The sequence below is a fragment of the Streptomyces sp. NPDC006997 genome, assembly GCF_040635175.1.
Classification (GTDB): Bacteria; Actinomycetota; Actinomycetes; order Streptomycetales; family Streptomycetaceae; genus Streptomyces.
Genome location: NZ_JBEYHH010000017.1, coordinates 159,005 through 177,376, shown reverse-complemented (window position 1 = coordinate 177,376; position 18,372 = coordinate 159,005). Strand labels below are relative to the sequence as shown.

The 18,372-nt window shown below is 68.9% G+C and carries 14 protein-coding genes and 1 pseudogene; 6 read left to right on the top strand and 9 right to left on the bottom strand.

Features of this window, described 5'->3' with window-relative positions; translation table 11 throughout:
• Positions 1 to 330: transposase (locus tag ABZ659_RS19165; protein WP_360220995.1), on the top strand; the 330-nt coding region annotated here is incomplete at its 5' end.
• 16 nt (positions 331 to 346) lie between these two features.
• Here the strand turns inward: ABZ659_RS19165 and ABZ659_RS19160 are convergent.
• The 6 genes from ABZ659_RS19160 to ABZ659_RS19135 form a co-directional block, all read right to left on the bottom strand.
• Positions 347 to 1,051, bottom strand: coding sequence for a hypothetical protein (locus ABZ659_RS19160; RefSeq protein ID WP_360220992.1), 705 nt, complete (start codon positions 1,049 to 1,051; stop codon positions 347 to 349).
• A 27-nt stretch (positions 1,052 to 1,078) separates the two neighbouring features.
• Complete coding sequence (locus tag ABZ659_RS19155; protein ID WP_360220989.1) at positions 1,079 to 2,260, bottom strand: ISAs1 family transposase; 1,182 nt, start codon at positions 2,258 to 2,260, stop codon at positions 1,079 to 1,081.
• Positions 2,261 to 2,545: 285 nt separating this feature from the next.
• The gene (locus ABZ659_RS19150) at positions 2,546 to 3,553 is read right to left on the bottom strand and encodes an IS3 family transposase (RefSeq protein ID WP_360220986.1); all 1,008 of its coding nucleotides are present in this window, start codon (positions 3,551 to 3,553) and stop codon (positions 2,546 to 2,548) included.
• A gap of 17 nt (positions 3,554 to 3,570) precedes the next feature.
• The gene (locus ABZ659_RS19145; RefSeq protein ID WP_360220983.1) at positions 3,571 to 3,954 is read right to left on the bottom strand and encodes a hypothetical protein; all 384 of its coding nucleotides are present in this window, start codon (positions 3,952 to 3,954) and stop codon (positions 3,571 to 3,573) included.
• Positions 3,955 to 4,422: 468 nt separating this feature from the next.
• Entirely contained in the window at positions 4,423 to 5,415 is a 993-nt protein-coding gene (locus tag ABZ659_RS19140) for a hypothetical protein (protein WP_360220980.1), read from the bottom strand.
• Between the two features lie 308 nt (positions 5,416 to 5,723).
• Entirely contained in the window at positions 5,724 to 6,197 is a 474-nt protein-coding gene (locus ABZ659_RS19135; RefSeq protein WP_360220977.1) for a hypothetical protein, read from the bottom strand.
• Positions 6,198 to 6,207: 10 nt separating this feature from the next.
• On the opposite strand from ABZ659_RS19135, the pseudogene ABZ659_RS19130 reads away from it, so the two are divergent.
• Positions 6,208 to 6,336: pseudogene (locus tag ABZ659_RS19130) on the top strand (thiamine biosynthesis protein ThiC); the annotation flags it as partial.
• 359 nt (positions 6,337 to 6,695) lie between these two features.
• Here ABZ659_RS19130 and ABZ659_RS19125 read toward each other — a convergent pair.
• From ABZ659_RS19125 to ABZ659_RS19115, 3 genes are all read right to left on the bottom strand, one after another.
• Positions 6,696 to 7,553, bottom strand: a complete 858-nt coding sequence (locus ABZ659_RS19125) for a hypothetical protein (RefSeq protein WP_360220974.1) — start codon at positions 7,551 to 7,553, stop codon at positions 6,696 to 6,698.
• Positions 7,554 to 7,756: 203 nt separating this feature from the next.
• Positions 7,757 to 8,857, bottom strand: a complete 1,101-nt coding sequence (locus ABZ659_RS19120) for a metallophosphoesterase (protein WP_360220971.1) — start codon at positions 8,855 to 8,857, stop codon at positions 7,757 to 7,759.
• 360 nt (positions 8,858 to 9,217) lie between these two features.
• Positions 9,218 to 10,333, bottom strand: a complete 1,116-nt coding sequence (locus ABZ659_RS19115) for a LacI family DNA-binding transcriptional regulator (RefSeq protein WP_360220968.1) — start codon at positions 10,331 to 10,333, stop codon at positions 9,218 to 9,220.
• A 432-nt stretch (positions 10,334 to 10,765) separates the two neighbouring features.
• Here ABZ659_RS19115 and hisC point away from each other — a divergent pair, with 432 nt between their 5' ends.
• The 4 genes from hisC to cydD all read left to right on the top strand — a co-directional run bounded on the left by hisC (position 10,766) and on the right by cydD (position 18,218).
• A complete protein-coding gene (gene hisC, locus ABZ659_RS19110) occupies positions 10,766 to 11,845 on the top strand; it encodes a histidinol-phosphate transaminase (protein WP_360220965.1) in 1,080 nt (359 codons plus the stop codon).
• 308 nt (positions 11,846 to 12,153) lie between these two features.
• On the top strand, positions 12,154 to 13,659 hold the full coding sequence (locus tag ABZ659_RS19105; protein WP_360220962.1) for a cytochrome ubiquinol oxidase subunit I: 1,506 nt from the start codon (positions 12,154 to 12,156) through the stop codon (positions 13,657 to 13,659).
• Between the two features lie 20 nt (positions 13,660 to 13,679).
• Positions 13,680 to 14,708, top strand: a complete 1,029-nt coding sequence (cydB, locus tag ABZ659_RS19100; protein ID WP_360220960.1) for a cytochrome d ubiquinol oxidase subunit II — start codon at positions 13,680 to 13,682, stop codon at positions 14,706 to 14,708.
• 12 nt (positions 14,709 to 14,720) lie between these two features.
• Positions 14,721 to 18,218, top strand: a complete 3,498-nt coding sequence (cydD, locus tag ABZ659_RS19095; RefSeq protein WP_360220958.1) for a thiol reductant ABC exporter subunit CydD — start codon at positions 14,721 to 14,723, stop codon at positions 18,216 to 18,218.
• The last annotated feature ends 154 nt before the right edge of the window (positions 18,219 to 18,372 follow it).

Here is an 18,372-nt window from a genome sequence, read left to right as displayed (position 1 = left end):
CGCATCGGCCCAGGACGGCCCCGCATCAGACCCGCCCACGTCCTGGGCGACAAGGGCTACAGCTCCAAAGCCATCCGCACCTGGCTGCGACGGCGGGGTATCAGCCACACCATCCCCGAGCGGTCCGACCAGGTCCGCAACCGGCTCCGGCGCGGCAGCCGGGGCGGACGCCCGCCAGCCTTCGACAAGCAGCTCTACAAGCGCCGCAACGTGGTGGAGCGGTGTTTCAACCGCCTCAAGCAGTGGCGCGGCATCGCAACCCGCTACGACAAGACCGCCGAGTCCTACCAGGCAGCCGTCACCCTCGCCTCGCTCCTGATGTGGGCGTGACATTTGAAGACAACTCCTAGCCCCAAAAAAGCCTTGCAACTGTGGCAAGACCGGCTGCCACGGTCACAGCCCCTGTGATGAAGGCGGCCTTCTTGTTGCGAACCCAGAAGGACTCTTCCTCCTCATCACCGGCCGAGGGCAGAGGTTGAGCACTGCTCCTGCCCCTGCCCTGGCTCTGGGCGGTATTCAGATGGACTGTGGCGTTGGGTGAATCGTGTAGGGCAACAGTTACTGCTTGCCCTACTTGCTCTGGAGTGGGTTCCTCCTGCTCGTCGGGCATGGCTGCGCGAAGTTCACCCACGAACTCGGTCAGCGTGGTACGTACCTGATCCAGGATGGCGTGCAGAGACGTAGTAGAAATGGACCAGTAGATGCGAGTGATCTGCTGGTAGGGGTCTCCGTTCGCTCGGTTCATCATCGCCGCGACGTCCATGGCCATGGGCAGGCTCAGGTGAACGTGAGTCCCCTCGGCAGCATCGATCATGGCTTCGATCTCGCCCACGCCTGCCCTGATGTCGTACACCTCGCGTACGTCGTCACGAATGGTTTCCGGAAGGCTCCAGGGACTGATCTGCTGACCCGTGATCTGGTTGTAGCCTGCAACGGCATCGATGTGCAGCGGAGCACCAACCGTTCGGTAGTCCGGCAGCTCATCATCATGGCTATACCCTCGCACCTCGCGAGTGGCCCATTGTCGAAGCTCAACCGAGTTCAGGGGCATTGCGTGAAGTGATCTTGTCCGGTTTCGTCAGGTGAGGCCGAGCGCGATCAAGGGGCGGCGGCTGTCGCGGGCGGCTCGGCGGAGGGCCGCGGCGATGTTAGTCGCGCCGTCCTGGCGGTGCAGCCCGATGGCGAGGTTGCGCAGGCTGGCCATGGTGCGGGGCAGGTGGTTGGTGCGGACTTTGGAGTCGTCCTCGCCGAAGGTGCGGTCGCGGACGTGGTGCAGCCGGTTCTCGATGAGCCAGTGGCCGCGGATGAAGGCGGCGAGTTCGGCGCCGCTCGCGGCGCCGGGCGGCAGGCTGGTGACCAGGTAGAGCCGCTCGATGGTGAGCTTGCCGTCGGCCAGGTCGCGTCGCCAGCGCACGACTTGGAGGGCCTGGACGGCGTGGGGGTAGTCGAGATGGGCGAACGCGGCGGTCTTCAGGCGCCGGATTTCGAGACGGTGGTGGGCCCGGGTGCGGTCCTTGTGGTCGAGCGCGATTTCGGCCCAGGGCAGCCGGCGCAGCTGGTGGTGGAGGCCGGGGTGGTTCTTCTTCACGATGGCGATGTAGTGGGCGCCGCGTTCGCGCAGGTAGGTGCCGTGGTCGTGCTGGGTGTGCAGGGCGTCGGCAGTGATCAGGGTGCCGGTCAGGTCCAGGCTGTCCAGCAGCGGGGCGAACGCGGGGATCTCGTTGCTCTTGTCGGTGACCTGCCGCTGGGCCAGGACTTCTCCGCTTTGGGCCATGGCCGCGAGCAGGGTCACGGCCGGCGTCTCGGCGGTGCGGGAGCCGCGCGGGACCTTGCCGTCCACGGCGATCGGCCGCAGGTCGGGCCCGGGTCCGACGCCGGTGGGAGTCGGCGCGGTGCGGCGCGCGTCGAGGAACGCGCCGACGGCGGCGTCCAGGAGGTCGGCGTCGATGCGGGCCAGCAGGCGGCGGACGGTTCCCGGATGCGGTACGGGAACCGTCCCGGTGAGCGCATCGGGCGGGAAGCCCAGAGCGCGCAGGGCCCACGCGGGCACGTCGGCGAGCCATTCCCCGATCGCGATCAGCGAGCGGGCACCGGCCAGGACACTCGCGGCCGCGGCACTCAGCAGCGCGGCCAGCGGGTAACGCCGTCCACGTGCATCGCGGGGATCGGGCACCCCGGCCAGAAATCGATGCAGGTCAACGGCGTCGCACAGGGGAACAGGCGCCTCGGCGTGGGCCAGGTGTTCCAGCGCGGAGGGCATGGGAGAAGATGTCGGGGCAGGCACGGGCTCGCTCGGTGTTCATGGGACGTAGACACTCACATGATCACCGGCACCGTGCCTGTACTGCGTTCCGGGGCGGTCCGGACGACATCGGGCATGACGGCACATCAAGTACGGACGTCACAAAACCAGTTCATGCAATGCCCCTGCAACCGAGTTGGCCTTGCCGCCCAGGACGATGCACTTCCGCAGCGTGCTGGCCAGAGGGATCTTGTCATCGAGGGCGTCTCGGAAGATTTCAAGTCCAGTGAGACGGTTGTGAAGCTATGAGGTTTGTGGCGCGGGTTCCCTGCGCTTGGCCGGGTCGTTGATCCATGCCTGCTGGGGTATCCGGGGTGGTCGGGGGCGGCGGCCGAAGCGTTCGGGGTGGCGGGCGTATGCCTCGGCGAGGGTGACGGCACGCTGGTCGCGGACCTCCTCGGCGGTGCCGAAGTGGACGCTGGCGGGCGTGTGCCAGCCGATGCCCGAATGCCGGTGCTCGTGGTTGTAGTACGCGATGAACGCCTCGAACCACTCGCGGGCATGGGCCAGCGAGTCGAACCGTCCGGGGTAGTCGGACATGTACTTCGTGGTCTTGAAGTGGGCCTCGCTGTAGGGGTTGTCGTGGGAGGTCTTCGGCCGCGAGTGCGACCGTGTGACGCCGAGGTCGATCAGCAGCTGCGAGACCTTCTTCGAGGTCATCGAGGTGCCGCGGTCGGCGTGCACGGTCTGGGGCACGATGCCGTTGCGGGCGATGGTCTCGCGGATCAACTCCTCGGCCCGTGCAGCTGATTCGGCGGCCTCGACGGTGTGGCCCACGACGTAGCGGCTGAAGATGTCGATGATGACGTAGGCGTGATACCAGACGCCCTTGGCCGGTCCGGCCGCCTTGGTGATGTCCCAGGTGAACACCTGCGAGGGTGCGGTGGCGACCAGCTCGGGCACCGTCTTCGCCGGGTGGGTGGCCTGGCGGCGGCGTTCACCGGCCTGCCCCTTCTCGCGCAGGATCCGGTACATCGTGGAGACGGAGCAGTGGTAGCGCCCGGCATCCAGCTCACGGGCCCAGATCTGCGCGGGCGGCAGCTCGGCGTACTCGCCCGAGTTCATCAGCTCCAGGACCGCCGCCCGCTCCTCGGGTGTGAGGGCCGAGGGCTGGACCTGCGGTTTCCTGGGCTTTCGCTGGGGCGGGGGCCGCATCCGGCGGTAGTGGGTGGCCCGGGAGCGGCCGGTCAGTCGGCAGGCCGCCGTGACACCGAGCTCGCCCTCGACGCCGGTGAACGCGTCGTCGACCACCGGTTCGGCGGCAGCGTTCAGTCCGCGCCCTCGGAGATCATTTCCAAGAGCGCGGAAGCTTTTCCCATGACTTCCAGCGCGGCCTTGTTCCGGGCCAGTTCCTTCTGAAGCCGTTCCACCTGACGGCGCAGCTGCTCGTTCTCCGCCTCGGCAGCCGCCTTCTTCGGCCTCGCCGGGCTGGTCCGCCGGTCGACCAGCTTCTCCAGGGCCCCGGCATCCCGCGCGGCCCGCCATTCCTTGACGTGCGAGTGGTACAGGCGCTCGCGGCGCAGGACCGCGCCCTTCTCGTTCTTGGGCGCGGCGTCGTACTCGGCCACGATCCGCAGCTTGTACTCGGGACTGAAGGTGCGGCGCTTCGGCCGGGCAGCCGGGTCGGGTCCGGCGGGGGTGGTGCTGGTCATGAGGGGGTGGTTCTCCTGTCGTGCCCTCTCAGGCTAACCCGGCGAAGCGGGACGTCTCACCCGAGGCTGACAGAGAGGGTCTCGCTCGATCTCCGCGAGCAGGGTTGAGGATCTCTCCGTCATGCAATCTTCCATGGACTGGCTCTCGGCCTTCTCAGGGGGGAGGCCAAGAGTGATGGGGGCGGCCAGAGTTGGCCAGGTGTCTCCTTACACGTCCAGTAGACCCAGATCGTTCCTCGCGATCTTGTCGAGCTGTGGGCGCTTGGTCCCCATACTCACGTGCGCGGAGCAATGGAAGGTTTTACCGATTAGGCATGGGCGGAAGACCTAGCGCTCGGCGACGTGACTGGGTGCGCTCTGGCAGGGTTGGGGACCCTTGCATCCTGTCGGAGCGCTGACGCCGTTGTAGGGCAAACCCTGGAGGACCCATGAACGGCCTGACAGTCCCTGCATGTGGCACTGACAGCCTCACCCAGCCAGACGCCCAATGGACCGGGTCAGCAAGGGAGTATCCTCATCGCTTTGCCATTGGACTACTTCGCAGCGGGGACGATCCTCGTAAGTGCGGTTGAAGTCGCGTACTTCTGTGGAGAGTGGAGCGTTTGTAACTATAAGGACGTTGGAAGCCATGGAAGGAAGTTTGGAAACCACTTCCTCGATGTCGCGAATTTTCAACACCCCTCGCCGACGGAAACGTACATCAACCGCAACTACAGTTCCGCTCGCTGTCTGTCCGTAAGCGTCAAATTCGTCGTCGCGATATCCTGGATGTACGTGCAGTAGCCCTGCTCGCTCCAATGCTTCCGTTACGGAACGCTCATATTGAAGCGCTTGAAACCTTGGATCTTGCGACAGTGTCAGTGCCTCCACGATGCGCTCCGCAGCGGTGATGTACGATCGTGCGCCGCTTCTTGTGAGCAAGATATCGCCTTCGTGGACAACTCTATTTCGCAGGTTTCGCAGGTCTTCGACAGATCGAGAAAGCTCGTATGTGAGTAAGCCTTTATTGTACAACGTCTGTGGAGAGACCTGTCTATTCCCGCGTTCTGCGACGGCCCCCTTCAGGGCCCTTTCTACCTCCCTCCATGCAGCTAGTACCGCAGCAGTCGTCTCCGTCTCTGCGAGCTCAAAGATTTCGGCAAAGCCGCTGCTAGACGACGCGGGTCGCGCCGCTTTTAGCTTCTCTGTCGGCTCTTCGGTTGGATTCCTCTCGGTGTCCTTTTCCTCAGGAAGTGTTTGAGCTGCCGCCAGTTCATTCGCCATCTCGCTTTCGATTTCGGCGGCCTCCTGAGCGACTGCATCGGCTTGCTTCTCGAAAGCTATTGTTCCCAGCGGCGTCTCGACGGACTCAACGCGCCCGAACAGCGATGCTAGTTGCCTTCTAAAGGTAAATCCGAGAGTTAGCACAACGATTGGCCAGATGAGTGTGCGTATGTACTCCAAAGCCATCTGCCATGACATGGCGTAAGGCTCCCACAGCTCTGCCCTGGCTGTCAGGGAGTTGAGTATGTCCTAGCGTGAAGGACCGTGTGAGTAGGAGCTGGGTCTAGCTACGGAGCCGCCGACTGAGACTGAAAGCGAGTCAGATGGTAGGGGCCAGTACGGATCATGGGGTCTGTGATGCGGACTGAGCACCCCCGCGAGGAAGACAGACGCCACACAGTCTGAAGAGGCCATGCTTCGTGCATGGATCGACCGCCAGTTACGCCTATCTCCCCCACTCTCCGACGGTCAGCTCCGGAGCCTGGGGGAGATCCTGGGACTTCAGCTCATTCGGAAGTCCGCCACACGGGCTTGAGTAGGTCGGGGTCGAACGTCTTGTTGCCTTTGCCACCCGGCACGGCGATCACAGCGCTCAACACCTTCTTCATCGCCTCGCGCTTCTGCGTGAGGGTCTTCGACCCCCACGACTTTCTGACATCTTCCTGCGCTTCCTCGGCTTCCGCCCTCAGCGCTTCATGCGCCCGCTGATCGGCGCGCAGTTCCTTGATGCGCCGTTCGAGGACAGGAAGGTTGCGGAAGAACGCCTCATCGTCGATGTCCGTGTCTGCGTCATCGTGCCAACGCCGTTCGAGTTCGCGGCGACTTTGGAGGGCCCGCTCCAGGGCCTCGGCCTTGTCCCAGTCCGGTACCGCCTGGGCCTTCGTCGCGGCATCGCGCTCCAGCTTCGCGATCACCAGTTCCTCGATGGCCTTGTCTGTCTTGTCGCCGCGCTTGTACGTCTTGTTGCAGCCACCGTCCACGGTCTTCTTGATAAAGATCTCCCAGGACATCCGCCGTGAGCACGGCGGCACACAGCGGGAGATCGAGCAGGGTATGGCCGACAAGTCGAAGGAGTTCGCGGCCAGCGGGAACAGGGTGTACCTGCCCATCGCGGACTGACGGCAGCGCGGTGCGTCCCTGAGACGGCCGGTCAGCGCGCTGCCGGTCAGCTAGGTGTGTGGCGGGAGTCCCGCGTGCCGCCGGGCGCCTGGCATTCCCCCACGCTCTTCGAGCAGGGGGACCCCCACTCGCCGCACCGGGCGGAAGCCCGCGTACCACCAGGACGAGGGCTTCCGCCCGGCACGCCGGGAGCACGCTCTCCCAAGCTGTCGGCTCCGCTTGAGCAGGGGACCCTCATGACGCCGTTCGGCCCGCCCCGCGGGCGGACGACGGGACTTTCGCAACGCCCCCAGTGGCTTGCGCTCCCGTGGGTGGGAGCGCAAGCCATGGGCCGCTCCGGTCGCCGGCTCGGTCCGGTGCTACTCCGGTTTGTGGTCCGGGCCGCCGAAGTCCGGGCTGGTGTAGTCCGGGCTGGTGTAGCTGGGGCGGGCGCCCCGGCCGTCGCTGGGGCTGCTGAATCCGGGTCGGTCGTAGCCCAGGTGGGGCATCCGACCGGCCGGGCCCGACGGGGTGGTGCGCCGCACCATCGAGTCGGGCCCGGTGAGGGCGTCCCGTAGGAAGGGGACGATGCCGCGTTCGAGCAGGGCCTCGTGCCAGGCTTCCCTGGCCTCGCGGACCTCCTCGCTCAGTTCCGCGTACGGTCCGGCCTCCCGGGCGGGCCTGTTGTGCAGGGCCGTGATGAGCAGCCCCACCCCGGCGACCAGGATCGCGATCGCGGCCACGGCACCGAACACCCAGCCGGTGGTGATCATTGACTGGGCGATCTCCAGGTCAGGGTTGAGTACCTTCAACACGTACCCGACGAGCAGGAAGATCGCCGCGGCGGTTCCGGCCAGCACGGGAGCCAGGACCGCTATGACGGCCACGGCCCCCGCTCCGGCCGTCTCGGCGACCTCTCCCATGGTGGCGGCGAGCCCCAGCGTGCCGTGACCCGGCTCCGCGGAGCCGGACTCACGCACGGACGGCGGGGCTGACGACGCCGGTTGGCGCAGTTCCTCGCGGACCTTCACATAGTGCTGGTACTCGGTTGCCGCCGCCGCCGTGATGAGGGCGGAGGCGCCCAGTGCCATGGTGCGTAGTTGTTCGGGATTGAGCCGCTGTCCCACCGCGGCCAGTTCCGGGCGGTGTGGTGCGGAGCGCAGCGCCTCATCGAGGATCCGCTCGTAGTCCTGGCGGTCCTCACTCAGCAGGTGCTGCGGAACGCTGTTCATGTGCATCCCCCGATGCTCCGTAGGGCTTGGGGCTCGCACGCTGACGAGCCGTCGGGCAGAAACGGAGGGGAGCCTGCTACGGATACGCCGATGGTAGAGCGGTGATGGTGCGCGGTGACAGGGGGTTTGCAGAAATTGGGCCCTCGCCCGTCCCGGCCCGCGTGCTCATCGACCCTCCTCCGAGGGAGGGGCACCGGCCCGCCGGACGGTCAGGTAGCCAGGGGAAGTTCCTGGACCAGGAGCTTTCCGGCCATGGTCACCCCGCCGTCCATGGCGATGGCGAGGCCGTCGGCGTAGACGTGCGGTCCCTCGACCACGGGGCCGCCGCTGTCCTCGCCCTCCTCGGAGCCGACCTCGCCCAGCAGATAGGGGATGGGGCTGTGGCCGTGAACGATCCGGGTGCCGCCGTACGTATCGAGCAGGGAGCGCACGGCGTCGGCGCCACCCTCGTCGCGGAAGGAGAACCGCTTGGTGAACTTGCGGAAGAGGTCCCAGACCTCGTCCGCGTCATTGCGGGTGAGGGTCTCGCGGACGGTGTCGTTGACGTCCTCGATGGAGCGGCCGTAGTCGAGATAGGCGGTGGTGTCGGAGTGGACGAGCAGATGGCCGTCGACCTCCTCGACCGCGTCGAGGCGGGCCATCCACTGGAGGTGGTGGTCCTGGAGGCGGTCCATGTCGGTCTTCTGTCCGCCGTTGAGCAGCCAGGCGGCCTGGAAGGTGGCGGTGCCGGCGCCGGAGTTGACCGGGGTGTCACCGAAGCGCTTGGCGCCGAGGAGGAGCAGTTCGTGGTTGCCCATCAGGGCCTTGCAGTAGCCGCCCGCCGCGGCGGCCTCGGCGGACAGCCGCATGACCAGGTCGATGACGCCGATGCCGTCCGGACCGCGGTCGGTGAAGTCGCCGAGGAACCAGAGCCGGGCGGTGCCCGCGCACCACTGTCCGGCGGCGTCGACCAGGCCCTTCTCCCGCAGGGCGGCCAGCAGCTCGTCGAGATAGCCGTGTACGTCACCGACGACGTACAGCGGGCCGGGCCCGGCGCCGGGCTGTGCGGCGGGGGAGGGGGCGGCGGCGGGGTCGACGGTCACCTGGAGCGTGTCACCCCGGTTGATGACGGGCAGGTCGCGTTGGGTGGGGGTGTACTCGTCGGGGTAGTTCACCGGCTCGGTGACGGGCCCGGCGGCGCTCTCACCGGCGCCCTGGGGATACGGGCCGGTCTGGTGGACGTACGCGGGCACCCGGAAGTCGCGCAGCGTCGCCGTCCGCTCCACCTCGGGTCCCTGACCGGCCCCCTGAGTCATCGACCCCTCCACCATCGCGCCGCAGCTGCACCGCTTCGGACTGCCTGGTCGCAGCGGCCCGCGGTGTCGTGGGCCCATCATAGGAATGCGGATCGTGCCATGTGATGACCCAGGGGTAGTGAATCGGAGCAGGACTCCGGTTCCTCGCGGCTTTCGCCCCGATTGGCCGGGACTTTGGCCGGGTGGGCGGCCGGTCGCGAGCCACCCGGAGGAGGGAGGGGCGTCAGGGCTCAGGGTGACGCACGGTGTGGACGTGACGCTTGTGTCCCCACCCGACCGGACCCTCGGACGGCTCCGGTCGCTGCGTCGCCCCTTCCCCCGGGTGCCCTGACGCCTCCCCGTTCCCCCGCCCCCGTGCCGCACGCCGTCCTCCCGCTACTCCCCCTCCTCGGGCGACCGCGGCGGGCTGACCGTCGTACGGGACGGTCGGCGTTGGGACGACGTGCGGACGATCAGTTCGGTCGGTATCACCTGCTCCACCGGGTGGTCCGATTCCAGGCCCTCGATGGCGTCGATGAGGAGCTGCACCACGGCCGTGCCGATGCGGCGGGGCTTCAGGGAGAGCGTGGTGATGGGCGGCTCGGTGTTGGCGTAGACGGTGGACTCGCTGCAACAGACCAGAAGCAGGTCGTCCGGTACTCGCAGGCCGTAACGTCGCGCGGCGGCGAGCAGGTCGGTGCCGTTGGGGTCGAACAGGCCGTAGACGGCGTCGGGCCGGTCCGGGCGGGCGAGCAGTCGGTCGGCGGCGACGGCGCCCGCGCACGGGTCGTGGGCGGGATAGGCCTCGTACACCGGGTCCTGGCCGACGCGCTCGCACCAGCGCAGGTAGGCCGTGGTGGACAGGTGGGTGTAGGTGTCGGTGGTGGTGCCGGTCAGCAGGCCGATACGGCGGGCGCCCGCGTCGGCCAGATGGTCGAGGATGCCGAGTACGGCGGCCTCGTGGTCGTTGTCGACCCAGGCGGTGACCGGGAGCGCCCCGGCCGGGCGGCCGTCGGAGACGACGGGTAAACCCTGTCGGACCAGTTCGCTGACGACCGGATCCTGGTCGGAGGGGTCGATCACGACCGTGCCGTCCAGGGCGACGTTCGACCACACGTCGTGGCGGGAGGTCGCCGGGAGGATGACGAGGGCGTAGCCGCGGGCGAGCGCGGCGGAGGTGGCGGCGCGGGCCATCTCGGCGAAGTACGCGAACTCGGTGAAGGTGAAAGGTTCATCCCCGTAGGTCGTCACGGTCAGGCCGATCAGACCGGATTTCCCGGTACGGAGTGTGCGGGCGGCGGCCGAGGGGCGGTAGCCCAGCCGGTCGGCGACCTCGCGGACGTGGCGGCGGGTGGCGTCCGGGAGCCTGCCCTTGCCGTTGAGGGCATCGGAGACGGTTGTGATGGAGACTCCGGCGGCGGCGGCGACGTCCCTGATGCCTGCCCGACCCGGCCGACTGCCTCGACGTGAGGTTTCCGCGCGGCTCACCTGGTGCTTCCCTGCTGCTGTCATGGCGAGCCGATAGTAGGGCTCATGAGGTGGGGTAGTGCGGACGCATATGCACCCGTTGACAGGCACGTTTCTGCATGGTCATCCCCTGTCAATTCCCTTGGAAAGCGAGGGAGTCGGTCCGTTCCGGAACAGGAGGTGACGTGTCGGCGCGCACCCGCCTGCCAAGGGATCGATGTCTCGAAGAGGTCTCAACTCACCTTCACGGGTGATGCGCGCTACGGCGTGAGCCACCGGCGCATAGATATATGTGAGGCGCGCCCCCCGGTTCGTACGCCTTCATACGGCTTCATACGGACCTCGCCCCCGGAGAGCCCCGTGGGACGGGGGAGGCCGCTTCCCACCTGTTCGCAGCGGGGCCGAATCCTCATAAGGTGAGGAGTATTGGAAGCCGGTGGTGGCGAGGCGCCGCCGGTGGTCGCGAGGAGGACTGCGGTGAGCGAGACGAGCCCCAAGCTGCGCGCGGAGCTGGAGGGGATCCCCACCTACAAGCCGGGCAAGCCCGCCGCGGCCGGTGGTCCGGTGGCGTACAAGCTGTCCTCCAACGAGAACCCCTATCCGCCGCTGCCCGGCGTGATGGAGAGCGTGACGGCGGCGGCGGCCTCCTTCAACCGCTACCCGGACATGGCCTGTACGACGCTGATGAACGAGCTGTCCGAGCGGTTCGGCGTGCCCGTCTCCCATGTGTCCACCGGCACCGGTTCGGTCGGCGTCGCCCAGCAGCTGATCCAGGCGACCGCGGGCCCCGGCGACGAGGTGGTCTACGCCTGGCGCTCCTTCGAGGCGTACCCGATCATCACGCAGATCAGCGGGGCCACCTCGGTACGGGTGCCGCTGACGCCGGGCGACGTGCACGACCTGGACGCGATGGCGGACGCGATCACCGACCGCACCCGGCTGGTTTTCGTCTGCAACCCGAACAATCCCACGGGCACGGTCGTACGGCGGGCCGAGCTGGAACGTTTCCTGGACCGGGTGCCCGGTGATGTGCTGGTGGTGCTGGACGAGGCGTACCGCGAGTTCATCCGCGACCCCGAGGTGCCGGACGGTGTCGAGCTGTACCGGGACCGGCCCAACGTCTGTGTGCTGCGGACGTTCTCCAAGGCGTACGGCCTGGCCGGGCTGCGGGTCGGCTTCGCGATCGCCCATGAGCCGGTCGCGGCGGCGCTGCGTAAGACGGCGGTGCCGTTCGGGGTGAGCCAGCTGGCGCAGGACGCGGCGGTCGCCTCGCTGCGGGCCGAGGACGAGCTGCTCGGCCGCGTCGGCTCACTGGTGTGCGAACGCAACCGGGTGGTCGAGGGGCTGCGCGCACAGGGCTGGACCGTGCCGGAGACGCAGGCCAACTTCGTGTGGCTGCGGCTGGGGGAGCGTACGGCGGAGTTCGCGGCGGCGTGTGAGCAGGCGGGCGTGGTCGTGCGGCCGTTCCCGGGTGAGGGTGTGCGGGTGACGGTCGGGGAGGCCGAAGGGAACGACATCTTCCTGAAGGCGACGGAAGGGTTCCGCAGGGAGCTGTAGGGAGCTGTAGGGAGCTGTAGGGCTCCCGCAGGCTCCCGCTGGGAGTCCCTCGGGATCGGGGCTCGCGCGACGGCGTTCGGTCGTCGGGCGAGCCCCCTCTTCATGTCATGGGCCGGACAGTCCAGACCTTGCGGGGACCGTCGGGTCTCCTTGGGTACCCCCCGCCCCTCCGACCTCGAACGGCCATGCGTCATAATTGCTTGTGAATGTGAACGCGTTCACAAGCGTGTCCCGATTGCCCCCACGATGTGCGTGACAAACGGGGCAAGTCGCCGCGGTGTCCACGGCGAGGTAAGGAGAATGACGACGTGGAATTGGCATTGGCGCCGGAGACACTGGCGCGTTGGCAGTTCGGCATCACCACCGTCTACCACTTCCTGTTCGTTCCGCTGACGATCTCCCTCGCCGCCCTCACGGCAGGACTGGAGACCGCCTGGGTGCGCACGGGCAAGGAGAAGTACCTCCAGGCGACCAAGTTCTGGGGAAAGCTCTTCCTGATCAACATCGCGATGGGTGTCGTCACCGGCATCGTGCAGGAATTCCAGTTCGGCATGAACTGGTCCGCCTACTCGCGCTTCGTCGGTGATGTCTTCGGCGCTCCCCTCGCGTTCGAGGCGCTGCTCGCCTTCTTCTTCGAGTCGACCTTCATCGGTCTGTGGATCTTCGGCTGGGACAAGCTGCCCAAGAAGATCCACGCGGCCTGTATGTGGATGGTCTCCATCGGCACCGTGCTCTCGGCGTACTTCATCCTGGCGGCCAACTCCTGGATGCAGCACCCGGTCGGCTTCCGGTTCAACGAGGAGAAGGGCCGCGCGGAACTCACCGACTTCTGGCTGGTCCTGACCCAGAACACCGCCATCGCCCAGGTCTGGCACACCCTCTCGGCGGCCTTCCTCACCGGAGGCGCCTTCATGGTGGGTATCGCCGCCTTCCACCTGCTGCGCAAGAAGCACATACCGGTGATGCGGACCTCGCTCCGGCTCGGCCTGGTCACCCTGACCCTCGGCGGTCTGCTCACCGCGGTCAGCGGCGACCACCTGGGCAAGATCATGTACGAGCAGCAGCCGATGAAGATGGCCGCCGCTGAGGCGCTGTGGGACGGCGAGGGCCCGGCGCCCTTCTCGGTCTTCGCCTACGGCGACGTCGACAAGGGGCACAACAAGGTGGCCCTGGAGATACCCGGCCTGCTGTCCTTCCTGGCACACAACGACTTCGACACCTACGTCCCCGGCATCAACGACACCAACGAGGCCCTGCGGGAGCAGTTCGGCCCCGGCGACTACAAGCCCATCGTCCCCGTCGCCTACTGGGGCTTCCGCTGGATGATCGGCTTCGGCATGGCGTCGCTGACCCTCGGGATGCTGGGGCTCTGGCTCACCAGGAAGAAGTTCCTGCTGCCAGCCGCCCAGCGGACCGGCGACGACGAGGTGCCGCATCTGGTCCTGCTGAAGAAGCCCCTCGGCTCCCGGCTCACCCGCCTCTACTGGCTGCTGGCCGTGTGGACGATGGCCTTCCCGTTGATCGCCAACTCCTGGGGCTGGATCTTCACCGAGATGGGCCGTCAGCCCTGGGTCGTCTACGGACTGTTCCAGACCCGCGACGCGGTCTCCCCCGGTGTCTCCCAGGGCGAGGTCCTCACCTCGATGATCGTCTTCACCGCGCTCTACGCGATCCTCGCCGTGATCGAGGTCAAGCTGCTGGTGAAGTACGTCAAGGTCGGGCCGCCCGAGCTGACGGAGGCCGACCTCAACCCGCCCACGAAGATCGGCGGCGACGCCCGTGACGCCGACAAGCCGATGGCCTTCTCGTACTAGGCCGAGGGAGCTGCACAGTCATGGAACTGCACGACGTCTGGTTCGTCCTGATCGCCGTCCTGTGGACCGGCTACTTCTTCCTGGAGGGGTTCGACTTCGGAGTCGGCGTCCTCACCCGGCTGCTCGCCCGTGACCGGGCCGAGAAGCGGGTGCTGATCAACACCATCGGCCCCGTCTGGGACGGCAACGAGGTCTGGCTGCTCACCGCCGGTGGCGCCACCTTCGCCGCCTTTCCCGAGTGGTACGCCACCCTCTTCTCCGGCTTCTACCTGCCGCTGCTGATCATCCTGGTCTGTCTGATCGTCCGGGGCGTCGCCTTCGAGTACCGGGTCAAGCGGCCCGAGGAGAACTGGCAGCGCAACTGGGAGACCGCGATCTTCTGGACCTCGCTCGTCCCCGCGTTCCTGTGGGGCGTCGCCTTCGGCAACATCGTGCGCGGGGTCAAGATCGACCAGGAGTTGGAGTACGTGGGTGACTTCTGGGACCTGCTCAACCCGTACGCCCTGCTCGGCGGCCTGGTCACGCTGGCGCTGTTCACCTTCCACGGGACCGTGTTCGTCGGTCTGAAGACCGTCGGTGACATCCGGGAGCGGGCCCGCACGCTGGCCCTCCAGGTCGGCCTGGTGACCGCCGTCCTGGCGCTGGTCTTCCTCGGCTGGACCCAGATCGACAACGGCGACGCCGCCTCGCTGGCGGCACTGGCCGTGGCCGTGGTGGCCCTGGTGGCCTCGCTGGCGGCGACCCGGGCCGGGCGGGAGGGCTGGGCGTTCACGCTCTCGGGGCTGACCATCGTGGCCGCCGTCGCGATGCTCTTCCTCACGCTCTTCCCGAACGTGATGCCGTCCTCGCTGAACGCGGACTGGAGCCTCACCGTCACCAACGCCTCATCGAGCCCCTACACCCTGAAGATCATGACCTGGTGCGCGGGCCTCGCCACCCCGGTGGTGCTGCTCTACCAGTCGTGGACCTACTGGGTGTTCCGCAAGCGGATCGGCACCCAGCACATCGCACCCGACGCACAGCACAGCGCGTCCGAAGTCGCCCACTGAGGTGTGTTTCACGTGAAACCAATCGATCCGCGCCTGCTGCGCCACGCCCATGCCACCCGGCGGTTCCTCATCGCCGTGGTCGGCCTGGGCGGGGTGGGGGCGGTGTTGGTCATCGCGCAGGCGATGCTCATCGCCGAGACGGTGGTCGGCGCGTTCCAGCAGGGGATGTCCGTCGCCGAACTCCGTACTCCCCTGCTGCTCCTGGTCGCGGTCGCCGGTGGCCGGGCGCTGGTGGCCTGGCTCACCGAACTCGCCGCGCACCGGGCGAGCGCGGCGGTCAAGTCCGAGCTGCGGGGACGCCTGCTGGAGCGGGCCGTGCGGCTGGGGCCGGGCTGGCTGAGCGGGCAGCGGACCGGATCGCTGGTGGCCCTCGCCACCCGGGGCGTCGACGCGCTCGACGACTACTTCTCGCGCTATCTGCCGCAGCTGGGACTCGCGGTCGTGGTGCCCGTGGCGGTGCTGGCGCGGATCGTGACCGAGGACTGGGTCTCCGCCGCGATCATCGTGGTCACCCTGCCGCTGATCCCCGTCTTCATGATGCTGATCGGCTGGGCCACCCAGTCCCGGATGGACCGGCAGTGGCAGTTGCTGTCACGGCTGTCCGGGCACTTCCTGGACGTCGTCGCGGGGCTGCCGACGCTGAAGGTGTTCGGCCGGGCGAAGGCCCAGGCCGAGTCGGTCAAGCGGATCACCGGTGCGTACCGACAGGCGACGATGCGGACCCTGCGCATCGCCTTCCTGTCGTCCTTCGCCCTGGAACTCCTCGCCACCCTCTCCGTCGCCCTGGTCGCCGTGACCATCGGGATGCGGCTCGTCCACGGCGACATGGACCTCTACGTCGGTCTGGTCGTGCTCATCCTGGCGCCCGAGGCGTATCTGCCGCTGCGGCAGGTCGGCGCGCAGTACCACGCGGCGGCGGAGGGACTGGCTGCCGCCGGGGAGATCTTCTCCGTCCTGGAGACCCCGGTGCCCGAGTCGGGCCGCCACCCGGTCCCGGACGGGGCAATCGCCTTCGAGGAACTGACCGTCCGCTACCCCGACCGTGCCGCCGACGCGGTCTCCGAGGCGTCGTTCACCGTGGCACCCGGCGAGACCGTGGCGCTCGTCGGCCCCAGCGGCGTGGGAAAGTCGACGCTGCTGCACGTCCTGCTGGGCTTCGTCCCGCCCACCGGCGGACGGGTGCGCGTCGGCGGCGCCGACCTCGCCGACCTCGACCTGGAGCAGTGGCGGTCCCGGGTCGCCTGGGTGCCGCAGCGCCCGCACCTCTACGCCGGGACGATCGCCGAGAACGTACGGCTGGCCCGTCCCGACGCGGACGACGACGCCGTACGGCAGGCCCTCGCGGACGCCGGGGCGCTGGAGTTCGTGGACGCGCTGCCGCGGGGCGCCGGGACCGTGCTCGGTGAGGACGGCGCCGGGCTGTCCGCCGGGCAGCGGCAGCGGCTGGCGCTGGCGCGCGCGTTCCTCGCCGACCGGCCCGTGCTGCTGCTCGACGAGCCGACCGCCGCGCTGGACGGGGCTGCCGAGGCGGAGGTCGTGGCGGCGGTACGGCGGCTCGCGGCCGGACGGACCGTCCTGCTGGTCGTCCACCGGCCCGCGCTCCTTGAGGTGGCGGACCGGGTGGTCCGGCTGACGGAGACCGCGGCGCCCGAGGCGTCGGCCCTCGCCCCCGCGGTCCGGGAGACGGCGCCGGAGGCTCACCCGATCGAGACGGCACCGACCGGCGACCCGGCCGAGGGCGCCACGGAGACCCGGCCCACCGGCGGCGTGCTCGCCCGGGTCCGCGCCATGTCCCGCGCCCGGCACGGGCGGCTCACCCTCGCGCTGCTGCTCGGCAGCCTCGCGCTGGGCAGCGCCGTCGGGCTGATGGCGACCTCGGGCTATCTGATCTCCCGGGCGTCGGAGCAGCCGCCCGTGCTGTACCTGATGATGGCGGTGACCGCGACGCGCGCCTTCGGTATCGGCCGGGCCGTGTTCCGGTACACCGAGCGGCTGGTGTCGCACGACGCCGTGCTGCGGATGCTCGCCGACACCCGGGTGGCCGTCTACCGGCGGCTGGAGCGGCTGGCGCCCGCCGGACTGCGCCGGACCCACCGCGGCGACCTGCTCTCCCGGCTCGTCGCGGACGTGGACGCCCTCCAGGACTACTGGCTGCGCTGGCTGCTGCCCGCCGGGGCCGCGGCGCTGGTGTCGGCCGCGTCCGTGGGGTTCACGGCGTGGCTGCTGCCGGAGGCCGGTGCGGTGCTGGCGGTGGGGCTGCTGGCCGCCGGTGCCGGTGTGCCGCTGCTCACCGGTGCCGTGGCGCGGCGCGCCGAACGCCGGTTGGCGCCCGCCCGCGGGGCGCTGGCGACCCGGGTGACCGACTTGCTCACCGGCACCGCCGAACTGACCGTCGCCGGGGCGCTGCCCGCCCGTACCGCCGAGATGCGGCAGGCCGACGGCAGGCTGACCCGGATCACCTCCCGCACGGCGACGGCCACCGCGCTCGGCGACGGTCTCACCGCGCTGGTCTGCGGACTGACCGTCGTCGGCGCCGCGCTGGTCGGCGCCCAGGCGGTCGCGGACGGACGGCTGGGCGGCGTCGCGATGGCCGTTGTGGTGCTCACCCCGCTGGCCGCCTTCGAGGCCGTCCTCGGGATGCCGCTCGCGGCGCAGTTCCGGCAGCGGGTGCGCAAGAGCGCCGAGCGTGTGTACGAGGTGCTGGACGCGCCCGAGCCGGTACGGGAACCGGAGCAGCCGCGGCAGGCGCCGCAGTCGCCGTTCCCGCTGGTCGTCAGGGACCTGGCCGCCCGGCACGCCGGACAGGACCGGGACGCGCTCGCCGGGGCCGGACTGCGGCTGGAGGAAGGGCGCCGCGTCGCGGTGGTCGGGCCGTCCGGGTCCGGCAAGTCGACGCTGGCGCAGGTGCTGCTGCGGTTCCTGGACGCCCGCGCGGGTTCGTACACGCTGGGCGGGGTGGACGCCCACGCCCTCGACGGTGACGACGTACGGCGGCTGGTCGGGCTGTGCGCGCAGGACGCGCACCTCTTCGACAGCTCGGTGCGGGAGAACCTGTTGCTGGCGAGGAAGGACGCGACCGAGGCGCAGCTGCGCGAGGCGCTGGCGCGGGCGCGGCTGCTGGAGTGGGCCGACGGGCTGCCGGACGGCCTGGACACGCTCGTCGGTGAGCACGGGGCGCGGCTGTCCGGGGGGCAGCGGCAGCGGCTGGCGCTGGCGCGGGCGCTGCTGGCCGACTTCCCCGTCCTCGTCCTCGACGAGCCCGCGGAGCACCTCGACCTGCCGACCGCCGACGCGCTGACCGCGGACCTGCTGGCGGCCACCGAGGGCCGTACGACGCTGCTCATCACCCACCGGCTGGCCGGTCTGGAGGCCGTGGACGAGGTGATCGTGCTGGAGGGGGGACGGGTCGTGCAGCGCGGCGGGTACGCGGAGCTGGCCGCCGTCGAGGGTCCCCTGCGGGAGATGGCGGCGCGGGAGGCGGAGGCGGACCTGCTGGTGGCCGTCGGCTGACGCACGGCCACCGGCGGTGCCCCACCAGACAACGGCCACCGGCGGTGCCCCACCAGACAGCCGTCACGGCCGTCAACTCACCCCTGGCGTCTGGTCGTACGACTGGTCCATCCGTGCCCGGCTGTCCCCCGGGCGTACGACGTGAACAGGACTC

Bases quoted from the DNA above. Each gene is read 5' to 3' on its own strand.
- ABZ659_RS19160 (WP_360220992.1), bottom strand. From the start codon at position 1,051: ATGCCCCTGAACTCGGTTGAGCTTCGACAATGGGCCACTCGCGAGGTG.
- ABZ659_RS19155 (WP_360220989.1), bottom strand. From the start codon at position 2,260: ATGCCCTCCGCGCTGGAACACCTGGCCCACGCCGAGGCGCCTGTTCCC.
- ABZ659_RS19145 (WP_360220983.1), bottom strand. From the start codon at position 3,954: ATGACCAGCACCACCCCCGCCGGACCCGACCCGGCTGCCCGGCCGAAG.
- ABZ659_RS19140 (WP_360220980.1), bottom strand. From the start codon at position 5,415: ATGTCATGGCAGATGGCTTTGGAGTACATACGCACACTCATCTGGCCA.
- ABZ659_RS19125 (WP_360220974.1), bottom strand. From the start codon at position 7,553: ATGCACATGAACAGCGTTCCGCAGCACCTGCTGAGTGAGGACCGCCAG.
- ABZ659_RS19120 (WP_360220971.1), bottom strand. From the start codon at position 8,857: ATGGTGGAGGGGTCGATGACTCAGGGGGCCGGTCAGGGACCCGAGGTG.
- ABZ659_RS19115 (WP_360220968.1), bottom strand. From the start codon at position 10,333: ATGACAGCAGCAGGGAAGCACCAGGTGAGCCGCGCGGAAACCTCACGT.
- cydB (WP_360220960.1), top strand. From the start codon at position 13,680: ATGGAACTGCACGACGTCTGGTTCGTCCTGATCGCCGTCCTGTGGACC.